Below are 22,029 nucleotides of genomic sequence, written 5' to 3'. Positions count from 1 at the left end.
TGTTAATGTTTTTAGCTCCTAAATGGAAATATAAAAAAATCACATATATTTGTCTACAGTTATTAAGCACAATGCCCCATATTCATGATAGACAAACATCTTTCTCTCCTCACCCACCTGCTCTGTCTGTGTTTTCTGGCAGGATGCGAGAATGAGTATTTCAAAACGGGGAGTATCCATATCCAATTGAAGAAACCTTCCGGATACGCAGATATCTCCTTGGCGAATATCCCGGTCACACTAATCAATCAAAGTATAGGCTGTGTCTACACCACGACCACCGACACAAATGGACTCGCTCTATTTGAACTAACCGCTGGCATATGCGCAATCTCCGCAAATCAGGAAACCACGACTGGCAACAGGGATTATATATTGAGTGGTAGCCTCTCCAATATCCAGTTCGAGGCCAATGGAGAAGAACGATCCGTGGAAATACCTTTGGAAGTGTCCGAACGAGGCCGTCTACTGATTAGCGAGATTTATTTCAGCGGTTGTCTCTGGCCTGACGGGAAAAATGTCTATAACAAAGATCAATACCTCACGTTGGTCAATAACTCCGATGACTTGATTTTCCTAGATGGCCTATGTATCGCACAAGCAGGACCCGTAAGCGTGACAAAGCCTTCCGGATGGATGCTCCATACCGATATGAAAGAAATACCTTTATTCATGATGTGCTGGGAGTTTCCGGGAACGGGAGCCGAATATCCCATTCAACCGGGGGAGCGACAAACGATAGCGATTAACGCCATAAACCATACCAATAGCGAAGTGGGAGTTCCGGCCTCGCTCGATTTATCCAGCGTGGAATGGGCTTTTTGGGATCCTATCTTGACCGGAAGCCAAATCTCCGCCGGTGTAAAACCTCTAAACTTGGTATGGCGTGGCACCGGTTTCTCCTATCTGTTTTCCATGAACGGCCCGACGATCCTCTTGTTCCGTCCCAAAACGGACTTAAGAGAATGGATCGCCAATCCGGATCACATCCAAAAAGAACCTGAGAGTTTCAATACGCTAAAATACCTCCATATACCCGCTGATTGGGTGCTGGATATCGCAAATTTCGTCTCTTCAACCTCTACGGTAGCTTACACACGTATCCCATCTTCTATGGATGTGAGTCCGGGTATAGCCACGTCCGGCGGCTCCGGCCTGGCAATGCGTCGGAAATATGAGCAAGAGGGGAAACGCTTCCGCTGGAAAGATTCCAATAACACCGCCGAGGATTTCGAGAAAAGTCCACCTTCCTTAAAACGGTAAGCCTCTATGAAGATCACTATCATTCTATATATGATATCACTATCTGTCTATGCCTCACGGTCATGGGCTCAACAAGAGAGCGCATGGGCTTTATCCGCCAATCCTGTCAGCATCAGCTATGTGCCTAAGGACAGCGCTATGGAAGCTGGTTTAAGTTATTTGATCCATCAAGCCGCCTTACCTGCCAGCGACCAGCCGGATCAAACACAGACCTATAGGGCTTATGTATCCGGTAACCGAAAGCTGGGTCTGCTTTGGCTGGCGGGTGGTATCGATTGGTCGCAAAGCCTACTGGAAGGGAGAAAATGGAATTTATTATCGCAACCGGACTATCTGATTACGGCCGGCGATTCCTTGGGAGAGCCACAACGCATCGAGAAATACAGGATCTACGGACAAGCGGCTTACGTCTTATCCCCGAAAATCAAGGTCGGGATAGATGGAGACTATACAGCTACAAGCAACGAAGATCGCTCCTCTTACCATATCTACCATGGGATGGCACACTTAATCCGGATATCAGGAGGTGTCGTTTACGAACAAGTACGCAGACGTTTTGGAGCCTCGATCCATTATACCCATCGAACAGAGGAATTAACGTATGATACGGATAGTAAAGATAAACTTTATACATTTCCTCTGGGGTATTGGCTTCCGATGCAAGAATTATCGGGAAGTTTCCTGTTTCGCAGCCAAGGAAAACGCCTAGGTGTTTCCTTGCAAACGGAAACCCTAAAAGAGCATTGGAGTCTTTTCCATGATCTCTTCTACGAGACCCAGCAATTAGCGGACAATCCAAATAACTCCGGCAACTTGAGAGGCTGGGAAGAACGGCTGCATCAAATCAGTTACCAAGGTCGTTTTACCCGAACGAATAAATCGTGGACGCATATCTGGTCGCCCACAGCCCGATTCAACCAAACTACGGCCAACCGCATATTACAACGGAATCCCACCACAAGCTCGTCTGCCATATGGACTACATTCGCCACCTATCGCCTAGCAAGGCAACGGATGTTATCTACCCAACTAAGTTACGAGGCGACAAAGAATGATACTTCGGGCGAAAAGGTATCCACATGGCAAATGACTGTCGGATGGAATCGTTTGGAAAATGATTTCTACATATATCCTTTTACGGTCAAACAATATACAGGACTCTTCCACGGAGAGATCGCGTTTCTTCGACAAATCCGCCTACCTAAAGAAAACAAGCTAAGTATCCGCCCGTCCGTGTATATCGTGTCGGGCTATGGCACCGAGATCAAATGGGAGAAGGAAACGCAGAAGGATGAGAATGGCTCTGCAGAAATCAAGCTAGAGCAGAACATGCAAAAAGTGAACGAGGATTTTATTGCTCGCACGGCAACCCGTCTGGGTATCGGTGCGGAAATGGAATATCGGCATCCCATTCATTCCGCCTTATCAGCGGGATTTCGTTTAATAGGTAGTCTCGAACAAACGACAAGTCCTCAATCGCCCCTCGGAGGGGGCGGAAATCTCAGTATTGTCATCTGGCTATAATAGGTCTTAATACTATGCGTTACTCAACTTTGTACAAAACACCAATAAAGATCGTGACGATATTTCTCTTATTGTCATCACTTCATCCGGGCAATTACCTTCACGGGCAAAAGCAACCGGATACTCTGTCCTTTTATTTACCCAACATTTTGGTAACAGCCATCGAGTCTAAGACTCCGGGTACGGTTTCCTTGCTTCCTGCATCAACATTAGAACACACGCAACCGATCACGATCGCTGATCTGACACAATTATTACCGGGAGGTCTCACCAATAATTCTGGGGTGACAGACGCACAATATTTCTCAGTGCGGGAGGTTTCTTTAAAGAACGGGGTAAACCAATTTCATAAGAACGCAGCTATGGGTGCCCAAATATGGGTAGACGGCTCTCCTCTTCATTTCAACACCGGCATCAACGAGCCTTACGAAGGATATGATGCCCGTTTTCTATCTCTCAACCAAGTGAAAGAGGCGGAAATCATCCGGGGAATACCTTCTGCCCGGTACGGAAACTTAACAAATAGCGTATTATTACTCAAGACTCATCAAGGTAGAATGCCTCTCTCCACCAGCATACGTTACAATCCGAAACTGAAACAATATATGCTTGGAAAAGGCTTCTGTATCTCCCCACAAGGCCATACGCTCAACCTGTTAGCGGACTATACCAGCCAAGGCGATTTCCATACCGGCGGCATACGCTTGGCAAACCTTTACCATTGGTTGCCCGCAGGGAAAAAACTAGAATTAAGCCTTACTTACACCTCTCGCATAGGAAAGGAAAAGCAATTCGTCAACGAGCAGAATCATACACAAAGACAACGATTGGATCAGCGATTTTCCATACAAGGGGAATGGCAACCCGACCGACGTTGGCTCAAGAAGCTGTCTCTGAGAATAGACGGTTCCCTTCAAAAAAGCAAACAAACAAAGAGTCAGGTCAACAATGCCTCTAGCCAGCTTTATACAGACCAGAAAGAGAGCGGCGAATGGGAAGCCCGTGTTTTATCCTCAAACTACATGTACACATTAGTCAATGAAAGCCAACCTTTTTATGTAGAAACCGAGATGCTGGCGTCTACCTTATTCCCTCTACGACAAGGGAGGGAGATCAGCTTAGTAGCCGGATTCTCATACCGTAGTGAGGGTAACGAAGGGCGAGGCAGGGATTTCGATCGGCAGAGGCCTCCTTCTACATCTATCCGTCCCCGCTCATTCCGGGAAATCCCGTCCTTGCATACGTTCGGTGGCTTCATTGAGGCCACATACCGGACTTCCAACCTCCATGTAGAAGCCGGATTAAGAAATCAAGGATTGAAAAGCCGGGATTATGCCTTAATCTATCAGACAGAACCTCGCCTGAATCTCTTATGGTCTCTCTTCTCCTCTCCCTCCGGCTATACATTGAGTTTAAAAGGTGGGCTCGGATGGATCAGTTTCATGCCGACATTGGATAAACTCTACCCGGAAGCTATTTATAATGATAAGGTCTCTTTCTATTATAATGATAGCAATGAAAGTGGAAACACCCTTGGTATTCTCACGACACATGCCCCCGGAATGGAACAAAATATGAAATTAAAACCTACCGTAAATCGAAAGATAGAGGTTGGCCTTATAGGGAAGACTCCGGCCATCCGACTTGACATGACCGCTTTTTTCGAGAAACAAACGGATGGCTTTTCCTCCTCGGCGCAATATATTCCATTCAGCTATCGGGAATATGATTATCTATCAACCGCCCAACTTCGTCCTGAATACAAAGATGGACAGGTATGGGTGAACGGTAAGGCTGTCCCTTATCAAGAGAAATATAGTTACACGCCGGTATCTGTACCAGTCAATACACTCCATAGGAAGAAACATGGGATCGAGATGGTAGCGGACCTCGGGACTTTCTCACCCTTGCGTACCTCCCTAATCGTAGACGGGATCTGGTTATATGTACGAGAAAAGAATACGGCCCTTAACGGGATCTGGCCGATCCAGTACACAGATAAAACAGAATACCCCTACGTAGGTTTTTACGACAAGCAAGGCGGACCGGGAAATGAAAGTCGTTCGGAGATCATCTCCACGAACTTCCGTTTCATCACGCGCATCCCCAGAATCGGACTGGTCACTACCCTTACGTGGCAAATGATATGGCTCTATAAATATCGTACGCTCTACAACGGTAGCACTGGCGAGAATGTATGGCCCCTATATTGGTGTGGAACAGACGGAATCATACATCCGTTCACCGAGACACAGAAAGAGGATCCAGCCTTCGCGCCTTTACTCTCCACCACCGCGCCGGAACGATTCCTGCCAAACTCTTATAAACCATATGGTATGCTGAATATCCGGGTAAACAAAGCTTTCGGAGAGCACATCACGCTGGCATTCTTTGCCAACAACCTCGCCGATTTACGCCCCACTCGCTATTCGGCCAGCACGAGATCTTACCTTCAACAAAATACCCAGCCTTTTTTCGGTCTGGAATTACAAATAAAACTATGACATCATGAAAACAAGCATACTTTACATATTCCTACTGTCAGTCCTTTACGCCTGCGACTCCCACTCTCTTCTTCCACCCAAGCAGCAATTGGATCAGCAAATAGCGCAACTGAATGATTATTCTTTGTTGAGCGGTCCCTTGAACGACCAGCTATGCGAAGAGATAGAAACCCATGCCCAAGAAATAGGGAATGACTCGCTTTTGCTGGCAACCCGCCAAATCATATACACCCGCTATTGCAGATTACAGGACACGGCCCATGCGAGAATGCTACTCGACCGCATGAAACCTTATGCCATCCGCATAAAAGACAAGCACCTTCTCATGAATCACCTGCGTATGGCATTTCTTCACGCACAGATACGCCAACCCGCAGAATGCGAGCGATGGATAAACGAGGCACGAAAATATGCATATATAAATCCTCAAAACTGGTATATCACGGCGGCTAGCGCTTGTCTTGAATGTGGATTATATCCCCAAGCACTCATCTATGCGGATTCAGCATTGGTGAACTTGAAATATAAAGTGATAAGCTCTCCTCACTTAGTAAAAGCTATAGCATTAAGCCGTACGGGAAAGACCGCCGAAGCGGAGGAATGGACCCAACGATGCATTACCGATATCCGCCACTTTCAGGCGAAACACCAAATACACACGATCAGCTATCTGCAATATCAACTCTTCATGGAATACGCCGTCTCTCTCCGGAAACATGGAAAAAACAAAGAGGCACTATCCGTATTGGAGGAATTAGACAGAGTCTCATTCAATAATGTCGCCACGCCTCTCTTGAGGAACAAAGACAATATCGAGGAATATAAGGTGCGTGTGGCACGTATGTTGTCCGAATGCCATTATGCGACCGGAAATCAATCGGAAGCCATCCAACAGGCAAACCGGGCAGACTCCCTACAATCCCATTATGCCCAAGAGCAAATGAACATACGCAGAAAGATGATCAGCGAAAGCCTGCAAAACGAACTATTATCCACCCGCTTAAAAAGTCAGAAGGCGGAAGCGGAACAGGCACGGCTCATCCAGTATATCCTTACCGGAGTCATTATTTTGCTCATGGCTATCCTAACCGGAGGATACCTTTGGTGGAGAAATCATCGCCGTCGCCTACGCCAGTTATTCGATTTATTGATAAGCCATCATGCGGCTTGGTTGCTAATACACGATCCGCTTCCGCTAATCTCCCGGCCACAAATAAAGTTACCAGATCATTCAGAGGCAAACACCGAGGTCACAACAAAAGCTGATAATCTCCTATATCAACGAATCCTATCAGTTATGAAAGAGCAAAAGCCTTTCTTAAATCCTAATCTCGACCTTGTGACCCTCTCCCGTCTAGTGGGTACTAACCGAACACAACTATCCACCACCCTCAATAGGCAGACGGGAATGAACTTCAGTCGTTGGCTGGCTGAATACAGGGTACACCACCTCCTTTCGCTCGTCGCCCTACGTCCCGACAGCGACATCACCGCACTAGCCTCCGAATCAGGCTTCACCTCCCGAACCTCCTTCTTCCGGCAGTTCCGGCAAGTCACCGGACTTACGCCCAACCAATACAGAAACGTACGAAAAGAGACCGGCAAATAATCTGTTAAAGTACGTGTCTAGCCTTTGATGCAGGGGCTTTACGGCCTTTGGTGTACCAGATCGTTCGGATCAAGTTTCAATACGTTCGCATCTTTTCTCATCCCTTGATTTACCAAATGGGACTGTCTATATTTGACCTCGCAAGTCCCTCTTATGCGGGTTACTTAAGACAGTACCAATATGGAAGAAAAGCAAAAGCCATCCCTAATCGAACGCAGGCTATATGCCCGCATCTTACAAATCATGGAGGATAAGAAGCCTTATCTCGATCCACAGTTCAATTTGTGCCAGTTGGCCAACCTCGCTTGCACGAACCGTACCCGGCTATCCTCTACCTTGAACAATCAGACGGGTATGAACTTCAGTCGCTGGCTGGCTATCTATCGGGTAGAGTACCTCATACGGGAATTTTCCAAGTGCCTCACACAAGAGCCGCAGGAGTTATACAAGACGGCTGGGTTTACCTCCCGTACCTCTTTCTACCGCCAATTCAAGGAGGTGACGGGCAACACTCCCATCGAGTACTTCGCCAACCTATATTATAACAACGTAAATGATTCAACTAAATAAATAGCGATATGAGACATTTTACACTCCTACTCTTATCCGTTTTTACTGTCTATCAAGCCAAGGCGGATATATTGATCCCCTTAGACAAATATCCTACGGGGAAAAAACGTTTCAACTTACAGATCAACGGAAGTCACGATACCAGTACCCCTTGGCTCTCCACCACGTCATTTGGCGTGGATGAAGATGGGCAGATGGGAAACCCGGAGAATTGGACATCCGAACAAATCGACGAGGACAATCACTCGGTAAGTCACCGACTCATCATGAACAGTATTTCCCTGCGCCTCTCCTATCGTGTATGGGACAATCTCAGCCTGTGGGCAGGCATCGGTACCACCAACTTCACCCACGAGGAGACTTTCCGAGATGATGACGACCTAAGCAGTACCATCTTCAGCAAGAACATGATACCCATCTACAGCGGAGGGCTAGGTTACGGCCATGCCTTCACCGACCGCTTTTTCATGTCTACCCAACCCGGCGTGCGCTATGCCAACAGCGATAACATGACCACCGAGGTGTATTACCAAGGCAAGACCATCCCCTTGCGAGACCTCAGCCTCAACCGCCGTTACCTAGAGTGGGCCGTGCCCGTAGTAGCCGGATACGCGCTGGGCAATTTCGTGCCCTACGCCGGCATCCTCTACAAAGACTACACGATGAAAGACCGGTACGAGTTCACCAAGACATATGCCGGCGAGGACTATACCGCTCGTATCGACGAGACCTTCCACGCCCGTCACAAGCTGTACGCTTTGGCCGGGGTGAACTATTTCCTCGCTGACAACATCTCGCTCGGAGTAAACGGAAGCTTCGGCAAGAGGCAGTCCGTACAGTTACAATTCAATATCAGTTTCTAAACCTCTTAAACAGATATATACATGAGAACGACACTCAAAGCACAAGCGATACGGCTGATCGCCATATTTTTGCTTATCTGTGCCTCTACCACCACCGTCAAGGCACAGATCAGCCAACATCCCGAACTGTATAAGGTGAAAGAATTCCACAATATAGATAAAGACGGAGGTGCCTATTACTGCTTCACCGACGCACAATACTACCAAGGGAAGCTCTACGGGGTCTACATAGATAATAACGGCCCCTCATCCATACGCCTCATCGCTTTCGAGGTGAACGGCGAGACCCGGACAATGGAACAATCCACCGTTGGCGACACCGGTAAGAAAATGATCTTTCTCAATGATTTCGGCGTATACCAAGATGCCGAGATCATCGTATACCGCAATCGCTTCTACGTGCTCTGGAAGAATAATACCAATGGCCAGATATGGATCGGCGAGGTGGATATGAAAAAGGGAGAATACAAGAAAACTCGTATGCTCGATGACGGGAAAACTTACGCCAACTTCGCCGCCACCATCTACCGTGACAAGATCTGCGTCATCCTACACCGCCGCACCAACAAGAAACTGCAAGTCTACCAATACGGCGACCCCGAGCTGAACAGCGGCTGGGACTGGTGCGGCACCGTGCGCAACGCCGGACACGATAATATCGAGCTAAAAGGCTCAACAGGCATATCAATGGAATACGATCCCGACGACCACTGGGACGCCACCTCGTGGTACGGCTACGACGACACCGAGAAAAAGAACGTGGAGAAACTCATCGTAGGCCGACTCAAGAGCGGTACCTTCGAGGCATTCAGCTACAGCGGCGAGTATGGCAAGGATAACATATGGCCCTCCAACTGGGAAGAATACGCGCATCACGACATAGGACGCTCGAAGACCTTCTCGCTCAAGCTCATCCAAGCCGATATAGAAGGCTACGCAGCCGACAATACCAGCGGCTACAAAGCTTCCTCAAATCCCCTGATCTTCAGCTACTGTACCTATGATGGCAAGGGAACGGGCGAACACTTCCTAAAGAAATTCTACCCCGGCAGCAACAGCTTCGCCACCGACGCACCCATCTACACCGACCTGCCCTACGGCTACACGGTCGTAGCCACCGCGGCAGATCCTACCACCGAGACAGCTCCCGGCGGAGGGCTCTACTACAAGCAATATATCTACCTGCTGCGAGGTAACCAGACTCCATACCATTGGTACAAGCACGCCTACATCGCCTCCATCCGCTCCAACGAGATCGTAGAGAGACGCAGTTCCTTCAACGACGAGAAGGCCCTGTTCGGCAACAGCGAGCTACGCAATCTCGTGCGCCTCGTCGGCATCATCGAAGGACCACCTCCAACGGTAGTGGATAATAACGAGTGGTTCGGCGACCTCGGCGTAGCCTCAAGCCTTGCCTTCACCATGGGATCGGGCACCAGCAACTCCGTGAGCCGACTCTATAAAAGCGACCTCAAATGCTCCTTCGGACCGCATACGGATAAACTCACGGCAGCATTCGGCGGCGGATACTCCTTCCAGAAACAACACGAGGAAGTAACAAGCCAGTCCGAGTCCATCACCGTTACCTTCGAAGCAAACGACACAGCAGACTACCGGGCCATCGCCCTCTACTCTGTACCCATTCTGACCCGTTGCGACCTAGAATACCTCTCCCCCACCCGGAGACAGAGTGTACGAATGCCCATATTCAGCTATACTTACATGACACGGCAGAGTATCAAACAAGTAGAAGTGCCTCTCGACCTAGAGCCTTTCCGCATAGACAATCCAAGCAAACTTGGAGACTGGGAGGCCCGTGAGATCCTCACCATGACCGCCAGCGAGCCAAATGTCAGCAAGTCCGTCAACTTCAGCCTCAACTCCGAACGGATCGACATGACGCTGGAAACCAGCGGCACAATCTCCGACAGTCAGACCAAAGGTGCCATCAGCCTTATGGATTTGAAATTCCCCTTCTTCCAACTAGAGAACCAAAGTTCTTGGGAATGGACAGACCAGACCACAGCGACAACCTCGCAGGGTATCAGCGCATCCTATTCGAAGATACGACGCACGGACAAGCACGTCAGGCCGGAAGAGACAGCCGAGTCCTTCTCATCCACCCTCTATCTGCTCACTGCCGAGAAGTCGAACACGCTCCGTGACCAGTACTACCCCAAGCTACTCGAACGGAAGATCAGCTTCGGCACCGACACCTTTCCCTTCATGGTAAACAGCGACAAACCCTTCGTATTGGCGTGGGACATCAACAACATCACCTATGTACGAGGTGACGTGAGCGCCACTGGCAATGAGGAGGTAACAACCGACGAGCCCCTGTCTATCCGCTTCCTCGACGGCATGCTTACGGTAGATTGCCTGCCGGGAGCCACCGTCAACGTCTACAGCATGAACGGCACGTTAACCGGTCACCAGCAAGCGGTATCCGGAAAAGCAATCTTCAGCCTGCCCGGACACCTGTACACCGTGGAGGTCGTGACCGAACGTTACCGGAAAGTACAGAAAGTAGTGAGATAATACAGTTAGAAGCCATGAAGACAAACCTCCTCCAGAGAAAACGCCTCCTAACGGAAGAATCGAATCGCTGTTATCTGTGCGATGACCCTGTCTGCACGAAGGCATGCAAGCCCGGACTAGATCCGGGCCGCTTGCTGCGGGCCTGTAAAATGGACAACCTAGCGGGAGCTATCCTCCGGGCCTACCGGATGGAAGCCTGCAAGGATTGCGACGGGCATCCTTGCGAGAAGGCCTGCCTCCGCGGACGAACCGACCGGGCGATATCCATCACCCAGATCGTACGGCAATTACAAGATATGCCAAACCCGACGGATAGTTCTCCCCTCACTTCGTCTCCGGACTTGGCGATCGACTTTTGTGGTGTCCGCTGCGCCAACCCCTTTATACTGGCCTCCTCGCCCGTAGCCCATAATTACGAGATGTGCGTCCGGGCCCTCGAAGCCGGTTGGGCCGGTATCTGCTTCAAGACGATATCATTCTATCCGAGCCATGAGGTATCCCCCCGCTTCGACCAAATGGAGGTGGATGGTGTGCCTTTCATCGGATTCAAGAACATGGAACAATTGTCGGAAGCCTCTGTCGAAGAGAATTTCGATACTCTCTATCGCCTCAAGCAACGCTATCCTGACAAATTAATCATCTCCTCCATTATGGGACGGACAGACGATGAGTGGACACGACTTGCCCAATATTCCATGCAGGCTGGGGCCGATATCATTGAGTGCAACTTCTCTTGCCCACAAATGACGCAAGAAGGGATGGGCAGCGACGTAGGACAAAGCCCGGAACTGGTACGCCGGTTCACCGCCGCCACACGCCGGGGTACCCATCTGCCGATACTAGCGAAGATGACACCGAATATCGGGCAGATGACACCCGTGGCGCTCGCCGCCCACGAAGGAGGAGCCACCGGGATAGCCGCCATCAACACCATCAAATGTATCACCCGTATCGATGAGAAAGCGCTTACGGCCCGGCCCGTTGTCTGCGGACTGAGCAGCGTGTCCGGCTATTCGGGGAAAGCCGTGCGCCCTATCGCTCTCCGGTTCATACATGAGCTGGCGAGCGATCCTTCTGCCGGCAAGATGCCTATCAGCGGGATAGGCGGTATAGAGACTTGGCGGGATGCCCTCGATTTCCTGCTACTAGGCTGCACGAACCTACAGATATGTACCGCCGTGATGCAATACGGCTTCCGGATCATCGACGATCTATGCGAAGGGTTACGACTGTTCATGCAAGAGAACGGATATAAAACCCTATCCGACCTCATAGGTATCGCTTTACCGAACATCGTACCCCCCGAGAAACTGGAACGTACGCAGATACACCGCCCGACAGTAGATAACAGCCTATGCCTCGGCTGCGGACGCTGTTTCGTTTCCTGTAACGACGGTGGACATCAAGCTATCCGTTTCACCTCTATGCGCAAACCGGTGATAGACGAGCAAAAATGTGTCGGCTGCCATCTTTGCGCATTAGTATGCCCAACCTTCGCCATACATTGACAGGATGAGGATCGAGACGGGACACCTTATTCTACTATCCATACTTCTTCTGTGCCCGCTAGTCCATTCAGACCTGCGGGCACAAGAGAAGACACCCGTCACACGAGCCGACTCCATCATGCGGCAGGTAATCCATCAAGCCCCCATCTACGAGCACGTCCTCGAGAGCTATGAAGCGGAGACCTACGTGAAAGGCCGTACGCACGTTCCCCGGAAGAACAAGCTGCTACGATACGCCTATCTGGTCTTCCCGATAGAGCGTCATCCCCGCGATGCCTTCTTCGAGATGAGTGGCCTCACCCGCTACGACGCTCCCAACCATTATCGCAACGAGATTGTAGCCATCAACAGCAGCCATCTCGCCGCCGGAAGGCATTACAAGGAGATAGCCTCGTTCGTCAACTTGAACGTCTACTCCCCCACGATCTACAATAAGGGAATGATCATGCCACTCTCGCCCGATGCTTTCAAATATTACACGTTTCGGCAGGAAGGCACGGACACGATCTCCGGCATCCCTGTGTATAACATCCGTTTCACCCCTCGCCAATGGAGCCAGAAACTACTATCCGGAAACCTGTACGTAACCGACGAACTCTGGACCATCGACCGTATCGAGATACAAGGGCACTCCTCTTTCTCCGAGTTCAACCTAAGCATACGTTTCAACCGTGACGAGAAGCATTTCATCCTCCCGGAAGAGGCTGACCTGCAAGTCTGCTACCATGCCCTAGGCAACCGGATAGAGAGCGACATCCACGCCGCTTTCCGCTATAAATCAATCTCTTGGGTAGAGGAAGACCATGAGAGCAGGAAATTATACTCGCTCGATCAAACCCAATACTATACGATCACCTCCGACACACTCTCCTTTACCCAAGACAGCACTTATTGGAACAGCCGGAGGGACAAGCCGCTCACTACCGACGAGAAAGCCTTGTACACCACCGGAACGAACGTGGTGAGGACGGAAGCGGACAGCAGCGCTCTCACTCGCTACCTCCAACTCGGCGAGCGGCTCACCAGCACGGTCAACAGGGATTACAAGAGTACTCGTGTGAAGTATTCCGGCCTTCTCAACCCGTTCCAGCTATCTTTCGGAAGCAACGGGATCACCTATAAGCAAGAAGCACGTATCAGTAAGACATTCGAGCATGACCGTCAGCTACGCTTCCACCCCGAGATCGGTTTCCTATTCAAGGAGAAAGAGCTACGCCTACGGCTAACAACCGACTGGGAGTATCACCCCGAGCGTCAAGGCATCCTCAACCTCACGATAGCCAATGACAACCAAAGCTATTCCTCCGAAGTGATCCACCAGATCAACGAGATCCTAAAAGATACCCCAATCCGTTTCGAAGATCTCAACTTGAAGTATTTCCAGCACTACTATGCCAAGCTGATGAACCAGATAGAACTGATGAACGGCTTCCGGCTCTCGGCCGGACTCGCATACCACTATCGTACGCCCGTGAAAAAGAATAAGGATACCGGATTGGATCTAAAGGATCATAATGAGTTCACCCCGGTTATCGGCCTTACCTACACGCCCCGGCAATATTACTGGATGGACGGTTACCGGAAAGAGTACCTACATTCCCATTACCCGACCTTCCGGATCGAGCTGGCACGAAGCATACCGGACCTGCTCGGCTGTACGGGAAATTATTGGCGGATGGAGGCCGGCATGAACCAGACCGTACGGCTGGGCTTATCCGAACGACTGAGTTACAATCTAAGCGGTGGACTCTTTTTTAACCAGCATAACATGTACTTCGCCGATTTTAGCTATTTCGCCAAACGTTATTTCCCCGAGCCTTGGGGCGACCGGTTTGGCGGGATCTTTCATAATCTGGGTGGGGATTGGTGCAATGCCTCCGACAAATATATTCAAGGGCACCTCATGTACGAGAGCCCATTCATTCTATTGCGATTCCTCAAGCCCAATCCCAAGGCGCATAAATACCTCGTGTCCGAACGTTTCTACCTCAGCCAGCTATGGACTCCCGTATTGCCGAATTACAGCGAGCTCGGGTATGGTATCGGTAGCGACCTTTTTCATATAGCGCTTTTCCTAGGCTTCGAGAAGTTCAAGTATCAAAGCGTCGGGTTGAAGTTCGCGCTTGAGTTATTCAGATAATTATAAACAAGTATAGATATGAACAAGAGAAACACTATTAAACAACTTCTTCACCGCGGATGCCTACTTATGGGTATCAGCGCAATAACAAGTTCGGCCTTCGCATGGGATTTCGCCGAGCATCGTAAGATCGGCGACCGTGCCATGAGCCTTCTCCCGCGTTATCTGGTGGAAAACGGGATCTTCCCCAACGAGGCCGTCGCCGATAGCGCCTTGCTGCAGATCCTCAACATGTCGCATATGCCCGGCTCGAACGCCTACGCCATGAATGAGCTGACGCAGTTGCCGAATATCGTAACCTACGGTACGCTTTGCGGATTGGCCGGCGACCATGTGGAAAATCCCATGCTCTTGGAGACAGGCCTGCAGACCCATTTCTCCAAGACGAACCGTACGCTGGCTTTGGAGACACAAGCCATGAACGAGTTCCTCACCGGAGCCAACAGCAAGGAGCTGCTCGACATCAATCTGGCTTACGGTATCCTGGCGATCAAGGACCTCTCCCACTTCTACGCCTATGGCAAGGGATTGAACGAGCATCTGAAGATGATCGACCCCGAGCTGATCCGCCGCCTTCAACGCCCCTCGGAAGTAAACAAGGTCTTCGATAAATTAAATCAGTTGCCCTCCATGAGCAAGTATTTCTGCATCCACATCTTCGCCATCTATCTAGCGCAAGAAGCAGGCAAGGAGATGTGTAAAGGAGATACGCAAATGGCGAGCAACCTTATGTTCTACGCCACGATGTACGAGGCTTTTGCCGAGCATTTCCTACAAGACTCCTTCGCCTCCGGACACCAAATGGTACGTAGGGGCTTCTCCGCCTCCGCCGTATCCAACAATAAGAGCCTGCACGATTTCTACAATACCATCCCCGTACAGACTGCCAACCTAAAGGGTGAGACTTGGAGCGCTTACGGCGATAAACGTTTGAACCAAAACATGATGGAGTACAACGAGGCCGATGATTACCGGCATATCCGGGTCACGGAGAAGCACCCTTATTCCTTGGAGAAAGGCGATAGCTACGAGCGGGAGACGAAAGTATTCTACCAAGTCGTGACCGCCACCTGCGAGTCTATCGTAGAAGTCTGGAAAGCTTACCAGAATGCTTTGGAAGGATCAGGCGAGAATATCTTGAACGAGATCCCTTCCGAACGAGACGACCTGCCCCAGTTCGTCTACGATCGTTTCCCGGTAATCAAGGATTTCCCGATCCCCTTCGGGACGGATCTGGATGACGTCCCCTTGGAAGCTTCTGTCGCCGACCGCAAGGATGAGCTACAGCTGATCGTACAAAAGCCTTTTACCCGCAACTTTATCCGGTCGAGGGTAGCCAACTCCTTCATGTTCCTGATCGGTACGCCGATCCATAGCAACCGGGACGGTGTCATGACGTATGGCGGTCGCTTGAACGTCAGCATGATCAATTGGCATAAGTTCGGGAAAGGGAAAGGCATGATCATGGAGCCGAGCGACATCGCTCATTGGGTATCCCCTACGATCTCCGGTTATTATATGCACGCCCCTTCCTCCTCCTACACGATCAAGAACTGGAACGTGAAGGCGGGCGCCAATTATAACATGGATATATTCGTTTCCCCGAAACGTTTCCTCGGCCTGTATAGTTATTTCGAGATGGGTATAGACCGCCGTAATGACGAGACCCGTTTCTTGGTAGCTCCCTCGGTCGGTATCCAGCTAGGTTCCCTGATCGGTGTCCATAATTTCAATATGCCGGGATGGTTACGCATCCCATTGGGAATTATCCTCCCCTTGAAATTCGCCGTCACTTGCAATAAGGTGGCCGGCCGGCCGGTAGAATGGATCAGCAATATGGAGGTGGATATATTGTTCTAGGAAACACCTTGATTCATGCCTATATAGGTAAGAGGCCACACGGATATCGGCGTAACCCCTTACCTATAGAGGCACAGGGCCACGCCGATACTCGCGTAGGGTCATACGTATATTCGTGTGATCTCATCGATTTCACCGAACTCGATCAAGGCGTTAAACAGACGGATCCGGGTATACTTAGGCAGATCCTCTACCGGGATATCCTCGGCCTGTACCAAGCCTTTATCCAATAAGTAAGCACGCATCGTACCACATAACAAAGGGCGTGCGGGAGTGATCCAAGAGGTGCCATTCCAAAGGGCGACATTACAAATGGAAGTATCGGTCAGCAAACCGTCACGGATTATCAAGATATCGTCATGTCCCGCTCGTTGGGCGAATAAATCATTTAGGCATTGACGATCCGTACTCTTATAGGAATAATCGATCTCATCGCATGTAACCAATCGCAAGGAATGAACCGGACGCATACGGTAAGGAACGTATTCTACCTTTAAGACCTCGCGGGTATATTCCACCCGGCATTTGGTACGTTCTTGATGAGGCCCCGGATGAATGTAACCCGCGAGATCAATTTCTTCCCTCGCTCCGAATAGCTCCCTGCGGGTACGGTTCATCCGGGCATTATGGTAAGGAAGGTTATGTATCCGTCCCTTCTCGATACGGATCGTCTCCACAAACGGACTCCCAGATAAGGTCTCAATAGATGGGCACATATACTTTTTGTTTCATCTCGTTATACTCCGATCTCACCTCACTTTTAGAGGTGATTCCCCCACCGCTCTTGAAAATAAACGAACGGGGAGAGACTTGTTCCATAAAACGGATCATCACGGCGCTGTCTAAATCTTGGCCGTCAAAATACCCCATCACCCCCGTATAGAAGCCCCGCTCATAGGTCTCCGCCTCGGCGATGATCTCCAAGGTCTTTTTCTTGGGAGCGCCCGTGATGGAGCCGGCAGGCAAGAGGCTAAACAAAATCTCCCCGACATGGCCGTTCCATCCCTCCGGCAACCGGCCTCTTATCTCAGAACTGACCTGCAACAAACTTCCGTTATGCGTACGCAATTCATCGATATAACGATACCGGGGAACACAAACCTCGGAGGCTACGATACTCAAGTCATTCCGGATCAAATCCACGATCGTGGCATGCTCCGCCGCTTCCTTGGGATCATCAAGGATACGTCTCCGGGCATCGGGCAGCGTAGCGTCGATCGTACCTTTCATGGGATACGAATAGATGAGACCATCCCGCGTCCGCACGAATATCTCCGGCGAGAATACCACGAAACGATCCCGCATCCAAAGCTTATACATCGCCTTGGAATGGTAAAAGATATCTTTCAAGGAGAGGTTCGTATATATCGGAGTAGCGCATGTCAAGTTTACCAAATAAGAATTACCCGCATGGATATGCCGGGAAACGGTCTCGAATGAATGGGCATACTCCTCGAAAGAAACATACGAGGGTTGCCATTCAACAGGTTCTCCGGATATAAGATGAGAGGAATCCCGCAAGTTACATTCATGATTTGTATTCGTAAAGCCGTTCAAATCGTACAATAACTCGGAGGGAGCGATCTCTTCCGGCCTCTCCACGTAGATCCGCTCTCGTTTATAATCAATGATAAAAAGGAAAGGCCGTCCCGCTTTCCCCATTTCGTTCATGCGGAAGACGGCCTCTTCTTGCGTGTATTCGGTCATTATACTAAAAATCGTTCTGTCAAACCACCAAACGCATCGATACGGCGATCCCGGAAGAAAGGCCACCAACGACGCACGTTCTCACTGCGAGTCTTGTCGATCTCTATCACACGTACCTCCTCCTCGTCATTCGGGAATACGGTTAATAGCTCACCTTGGGGACCGGCCACAAAACTGTTTCCCCAAAACCGGATACCGCCCGTTTGTCCCGAAGGGTCCGGCTCATGCCCGGTACGATTTACGGAAATGACCGGGAGTCCGTTCGCCACGGCATGTCCCCGCTGTATGGTCACCCACGCACCCAGCTGACGGTCCTTCTCTTCCTGCGTATCGCTACTTTCCCAGCCGATAGCGGTCGGATAGATCAACATCTCGGCGCCACGCATAGCCATCAAACGGGCTGCTTCCGGATACCATTGATCCCAGCAAACCAACACACCAAGACGCCCCACAGAGGTATTAATAGGCTCAAAGCCTAAATCACCGGGGGTAAAATAGAACTTCTCGTAATAAGCGGGGTCATCCGGGATGTGCATCTTGCGGTATTTTCCGGCGATCGTACCGTCTTTCTCCAAGACGACGGCCGTGTTATGGTACAGGCCCGGGGCACGCTTCTCGAAAAGGGAAAGCACCAAGACGATACCCAATTCTTTCGCCAAGGCACCGAAGGTTTCCGTCGATGGGCCGGGGATCGTCTCCGCCAAGTCAAACATACTCGTATCTTCCGTCTGGCAGAAATACAGGCCGTTATGCAGTTCTTGCAAGACGACCAATTCCGCTCCCTCCCGGGCAGCTTTACGGATATTTACCTTTAGCTTCTCTATATTCGCCGCTCTATCAGCGGTATTCTTTTGTTGTATTAATCCTACTTTCATATTTAATTGGTTGTAGTTGTTATTCGATAAAGCTTTCCGGATACTGCATCGTTACGCAATGCAGGGAACCGTGTTGCTTGATAAGCGGAAGGCAATTGATACCCACGATCTCACGGTCCGGGAACGCTTCCCGCAAAGCAGCTTTAGCGATCTCATCTTTCGGTGAGTCATAGAACGGAACCAATACGGCCCCATTCATGATCAGGAAATTAGCGTAGGTAGCGGGCAAGCGCTCCCCTTCCCATTCCACCTTATCGGCCATCGGAAGTGGAATCAGACGATAAGGCTCCCCATTCGCCCTAGTAAACTCCTTGATCTCCTCCTCCATCGCCTTCAATTCCTCATAATGCTCGTCTTCCTCATCCTCGCAACGGACATAAGCGATCGTATCCTCGCTACAGAAACGGGCGAGCGTATCCACGTGGCTATCCGTATCGTCTCCGGCTAAATAACCGCTGGTAATCCAAAGGATACGATCCAAGCCAAATACGTCTTTCAAATAACGTTCCAATTCCTCCTGTTGCAAATACTCATTACGGTTTACGGATGCCAGACACTCAACGGTAGTCATCAACGTACCTTTCCCATCCGATTCGATACTACCGCCTTCCAGCACGAAAGGTTGCATATTAGCGGGCACCACCTCATCGGAGAAGGTCTTCATATGACAAAGATTACGGGTAATCAAATTATCATGATTGGCGGCGAACTTCATTCCCCAGCCATTGAACACGAAATCATAAAGCATGGGCGTTCCCTCATCGAAGACGGAAATTCCCCCGTGATCCCGTGCCCACGTATCGTTCGTATCCATCTCACGGAAAATGACACGGTCGTAATCAACCTCACCCAATTGTTCACGTACGGCGGTCTCGTCCGGACAGACAATCAATAACTTCTCTCGCTTGATCACTTCCTTGGCGATAGCCACGAAGCAAGGAATCACCTCGTCCAATATCGGGGCCCAATCCGTATTCTCATGCGGCCACGTAAGCTGCACGGCACTTTGCGGATACCATTCCGCAGGTAATATCACGTTATGTTCCATATTTGAATTGTTTAAATTGTTTCACAAGCACGATCGCCGTCACGATCGCCGCCACCGTGTCGGCGATAGGCATACTGATCCAGACACCGAGAGTTCCGAATAACGGGGGGAGGATGATTAAACAGGGTATCAAGAAAAGCATCTGCCGGGTCAAGGAGAGAAAGATCGCTTTCTTAGACATGCCGATGGAAAGGAAGAAGTTAGTCGCCACCATTTGGAAGCCCACGATCGGGAATACGGCGAAGACGATGTGCAGGCCATAAGAGGCGGCACTGATCAACTCCCCGTCACTCGTAAACATACGGACGATCCACGACGGCACCAACTGGCAAAGCAAGAACCCCAGCGTAGCCACTCCTACCGCCCAGCACATCGTCAGCCGGGTCACGTCCGTCACCCGGGAATAGAGCCGGGCACCATAATTATAACCGGCTATCGGTTGCATACCCTGATTAAATCCCATGATAATCATTACGAAAAGAAAAGCGATACGGTTCACGATACCATAAGCGCCAATCGCCATATCTCCCCCATGCTCTTTCAATCCCCGGTTGATAAGGATCACGATCAAGCAGGAACAAAGGTTCATCAAGAACGGAGATAAACCGATCGACAAGATACCTTTCACGATCTCCGAGCGCAGCCTATAAATACCTCTCTTGAAATGAAGGAGTTGTTTCGGTCCCGAGAAATGAATCAACTGCCCGGTAAGCGAGATCACCTGCGAGATCACCGTCGCCCAAGCCGACCCTTTTATACCCCATCCAAACCCAAAGATAAACAACGGATTCAAGGCGCAATTTATAACAACCGACGCTAACGTAGCATACATCGCCATCCTCGGAAAACCCGAGGAGCGCAAGACCGCATTTAATCCCAGATACATATGCGTAACCACATTGCCATACAGAATAATCCGCATATAATCACGGGCATATGAGATCGTGTTCTCACTAGCGCCGAAAAAGTACAGCACGGGATCAAGCAAGAACAGGAAAGCGATCGTGAAAGCGACACCCAGAACCACATTTAAGATCAACACATTCCCCAACACCTTATTCGCCCCCTCATAATCTTTCTGCCCCAGCTTCACGGCAACCAACGTAGAGGCACCGACTCCCACCAACGAACCGAAGGCGGCCGCCAAGTTCATCAACGGAAAGGTCAAGGCTAGGCCGGAAATCGCTAACGCCCCCACTCCATGGCCAATAAAAATGCTATCGGCCATATTATATAAAGAAGAAGCTGTCATTGCGATAATCGCAGGAATCGCATATTGCGTAAGTAATTTACCGATAGGCTCGGTCCCTAATACCAATGGAGAATTTTGTTTTGTCATGCCGCGAAGATACGGATATTTCGATTTATTCTTTATATTCGCGACCTTATAATAGTTTAAATATGGCAGAGGAACTACGGATTAAAAATGGTGATAAACAGGAAATGTATGAGACGTTGCTCCCGCAAATCGCCTCATTGGTAGGTAACGAGACCGACCTAATCGCTAACATGGCGAACGTCGCCGCAGCACTCAAGCAAACTTTCGGTTTCTTTTGGGTGGGTTTCTACCGGGTCATAGACAATCAGTTGGTATTAGCGCCTTTTCAAGGCCCTATCGCCTGTACACGAATCAAATACGGAAAAGGGGTATGCGGCACGGCTTGGAAGGAGACCCGTACGATCATCGTACCGGATGTAGACGCTTTCCCGGGACATATCGCTTGTAGCTCGGCGTCACGCTCTGAGATCGTAGTTCCCGTGATATGGGAGGATAAGGTAATCGCTGTCCTTGATATAGACAGTGATCAACCGGATAGTTTCGATGAGACTGATCAGATCTTTTTGGAAAAGATAGTGGAATTGCTTCCTCATCAGTAAGCCTCGCCTCAGTACTTCCCAAGAAGTACTGTAGTACTGCCTAAGAGGTACTGCAGTACTTTGTAAGGAGTACTCCAGTACTCTCCGAAGAAATACCACAGTACTTCGCAAGGAGTACTCCGGTACTCTCCCTGAAGTACCG

General features: G+C 50.0%; 16 protein-coding genes. 11 read left to right on the top strand and 5 right to left on the bottom strand.

Features of this window, described 5'->3' with window-relative positions:
• The first annotated feature begins 84 nt into the window (after positions 1–84).
• The 10 genes from DWX84_RS02870 to DWX84_RS02825 all read left to right on the top strand — a co-directional run bounded on the left by DWX84_RS02870 (position 85) and on the right by DWX84_RS02825 (position 16,379).
• Positions 85–1,263 carry a DUF4876 domain-containing protein gene (locus DWX84_RS02870; protein WP_005862191.1) on the top strand — a complete coding sequence of 393 codons (1,179 nt, stop codon included), beginning with the start codon at positions 85–87 and terminating at the stop codon, positions 1,261–1,263.
• Positions 1,264–1,269: 6 nt separating this feature from the next.
• On the top strand, positions 1,270–2,787 hold the full coding sequence (locus DWX84_RS02865) for a DUF6850 family outer membrane beta-barrel protein (protein ID WP_005862189.1): 1,518 nt from the start codon (positions 1,270–1,272) through the stop codon (positions 2,785–2,787).
• Positions 2,788–2,801: 14 nt separating this feature from the next.
• Positions 2,802–5,291, top strand: a complete 2,490-nt coding sequence (locus tag DWX84_RS02860; protein WP_122377417.1) for a TonB-dependent receptor — start codon at positions 2,802–2,804, stop codon at positions 5,289–5,291.
• Between the two features lie 4 nt (positions 5,292–5,295).
• Positions 5,296–6,900 (top strand): helix-turn-helix domain-containing protein, encoded by a 1,605-nt coding sequence (locus DWX84_RS02855; RefSeq protein WP_005862185.1) that lies wholly within the window; start codon positions 5,296–5,298, stop codon positions 6,898–6,900.
• Positions 6,901–7,080: 180 nt separating this feature from the next.
• Positions 7,081–7,470 (top strand): helix-turn-helix domain-containing protein, encoded by a 390-nt coding sequence (locus DWX84_RS02850; RefSeq protein ID WP_005862182.1) that lies wholly within the window; start codon positions 7,081–7,083, stop codon positions 7,468–7,470.
• A gap of 8 nt (positions 7,471–7,478) precedes the next feature.
• A complete protein-coding gene (locus DWX84_RS02845) occupies positions 7,479–8,333 on the top strand; it encodes a hypothetical protein (protein ID WP_122377416.1) in 855 nt (284 codons plus the stop codon).
• A 21-nt stretch (positions 8,334–8,354) separates the two neighbouring features.
• Positions 8,355–10,871, top strand: a complete 2,517-nt coding sequence (locus DWX84_RS02840; RefSeq protein ID WP_122377415.1) for a hypothetical protein — start codon at positions 8,355–8,357, stop codon at positions 10,869–10,871.
• Between the two features lie 14 nt (positions 10,872–10,885).
• Positions 10,886–12,379, top strand: a complete 1,494-nt coding sequence (preA, locus tag DWX84_RS02835) for an NAD-dependent dihydropyrimidine dehydrogenase subunit PreA (protein WP_122377414.1) — start codon at positions 10,886–10,888, stop codon at positions 12,377–12,379.
• A gap of 4 nt (positions 12,380–12,383) precedes the next feature.
• Positions 12,384–14,519, top strand: coding sequence for a DUF5686 family protein (locus tag DWX84_RS02830; RefSeq protein WP_122377413.1), 2,136 nt, complete (start codon positions 12,384–12,386; stop codon positions 14,517–14,519).
• Positions 14,520–14,537: 18 nt separating this feature from the next.
• A complete protein-coding gene (locus tag DWX84_RS02825) occupies positions 14,538–16,379 on the top strand; it encodes a hypothetical protein (RefSeq protein WP_122377412.1) in 1,842 nt (613 codons plus the stop codon).
• A gap of 101 nt (positions 16,380–16,480) precedes the next feature.
• On the opposite strand, the gene DWX84_RS02820 is transcribed toward DWX84_RS02825, so the two are convergent.
• From DWX84_RS02820 to DWX84_RS02800, 5 genes are read right to left on the bottom strand one after another with little or no spacing between them, the layout of a single operon-like run.
• Entirely contained in the window at positions 16,481–17,095 is a 615-nt protein-coding gene (locus DWX84_RS02820) for an aminotransferase class IV family protein (RefSeq protein WP_005862170.1), read from the bottom strand.
• Positions 17,079–18,086: an aminodeoxychorismate synthase component I gene (locus DWX84_RS02815; RefSeq protein ID WP_057326278.1), complete on the bottom strand. Its 1,008-nt coding sequence runs from the start codon at positions 18,084–18,086 to the stop codon at positions 17,079–17,081. The genes DWX84_RS02820 and DWX84_RS02815 overlap by 17 nt, the downstream gene beginning before the upstream one ends.
• The gene (locus tag DWX84_RS02810; RefSeq protein ID WP_122377411.1) at positions 18,086–18,961 is read right to left on the bottom strand and encodes a carbon-nitrogen hydrolase; all 876 of its coding nucleotides are present in this window, start codon (positions 18,959–18,961) and stop codon (positions 18,086–18,088) included. Before DWX84_RS02810 ends, DWX84_RS02815 begins: the two co-directional genes overlap by 1 nt.
• Before the next feature lie 19 nt (positions 18,962–18,980).
• Positions 18,981–20,009: an agmatine deiminase family protein gene (locus DWX84_RS02805; RefSeq protein WP_057318774.1), complete on the bottom strand. Its 1,029-nt coding sequence runs from the start codon at positions 20,007–20,009 to the stop codon at positions 18,981–18,983.
• Positions 19,999–21,348 carry an MATE family efflux transporter gene (locus DWX84_RS02800; protein WP_122377410.1) on the bottom strand — a complete coding sequence of 450 codons (1,350 nt, stop codon included), beginning with the start codon at positions 21,346–21,348 and terminating at the stop codon, positions 19,999–20,001. The genes DWX84_RS02805 and DWX84_RS02800 overlap by 11 nt, the downstream gene beginning before the upstream one ends.
• Before the next feature lie 62 nt (positions 21,349–21,410).
• Here DWX84_RS02800 and DWX84_RS02795 point away from each other — a divergent pair, with 62 nt between their 5' ends.
• On the top strand, positions 21,411–21,887 hold the full coding sequence (locus DWX84_RS02795; protein ID WP_008780557.1) for a GAF domain-containing protein: 477 nt from the start codon (positions 21,411–21,413) through the stop codon (positions 21,885–21,887).
• Positions 21,888–22,029 lie beyond the last annotated feature (142 nt).

This window comes from Parabacteroides sp. AF21-43, from assembly GCF_003635435.1.
Lineage (GTDB): Bacteria > Bacteroidota > Bacteroidia > Bacteroidales > Tannerellaceae > Parabacteroides > Parabacteroides distasonis.
The sequence above is the reverse complement of the archived record's forward strand: the minus strand, read 5'-3'. Positions and strand labels throughout refer to the sequence as shown.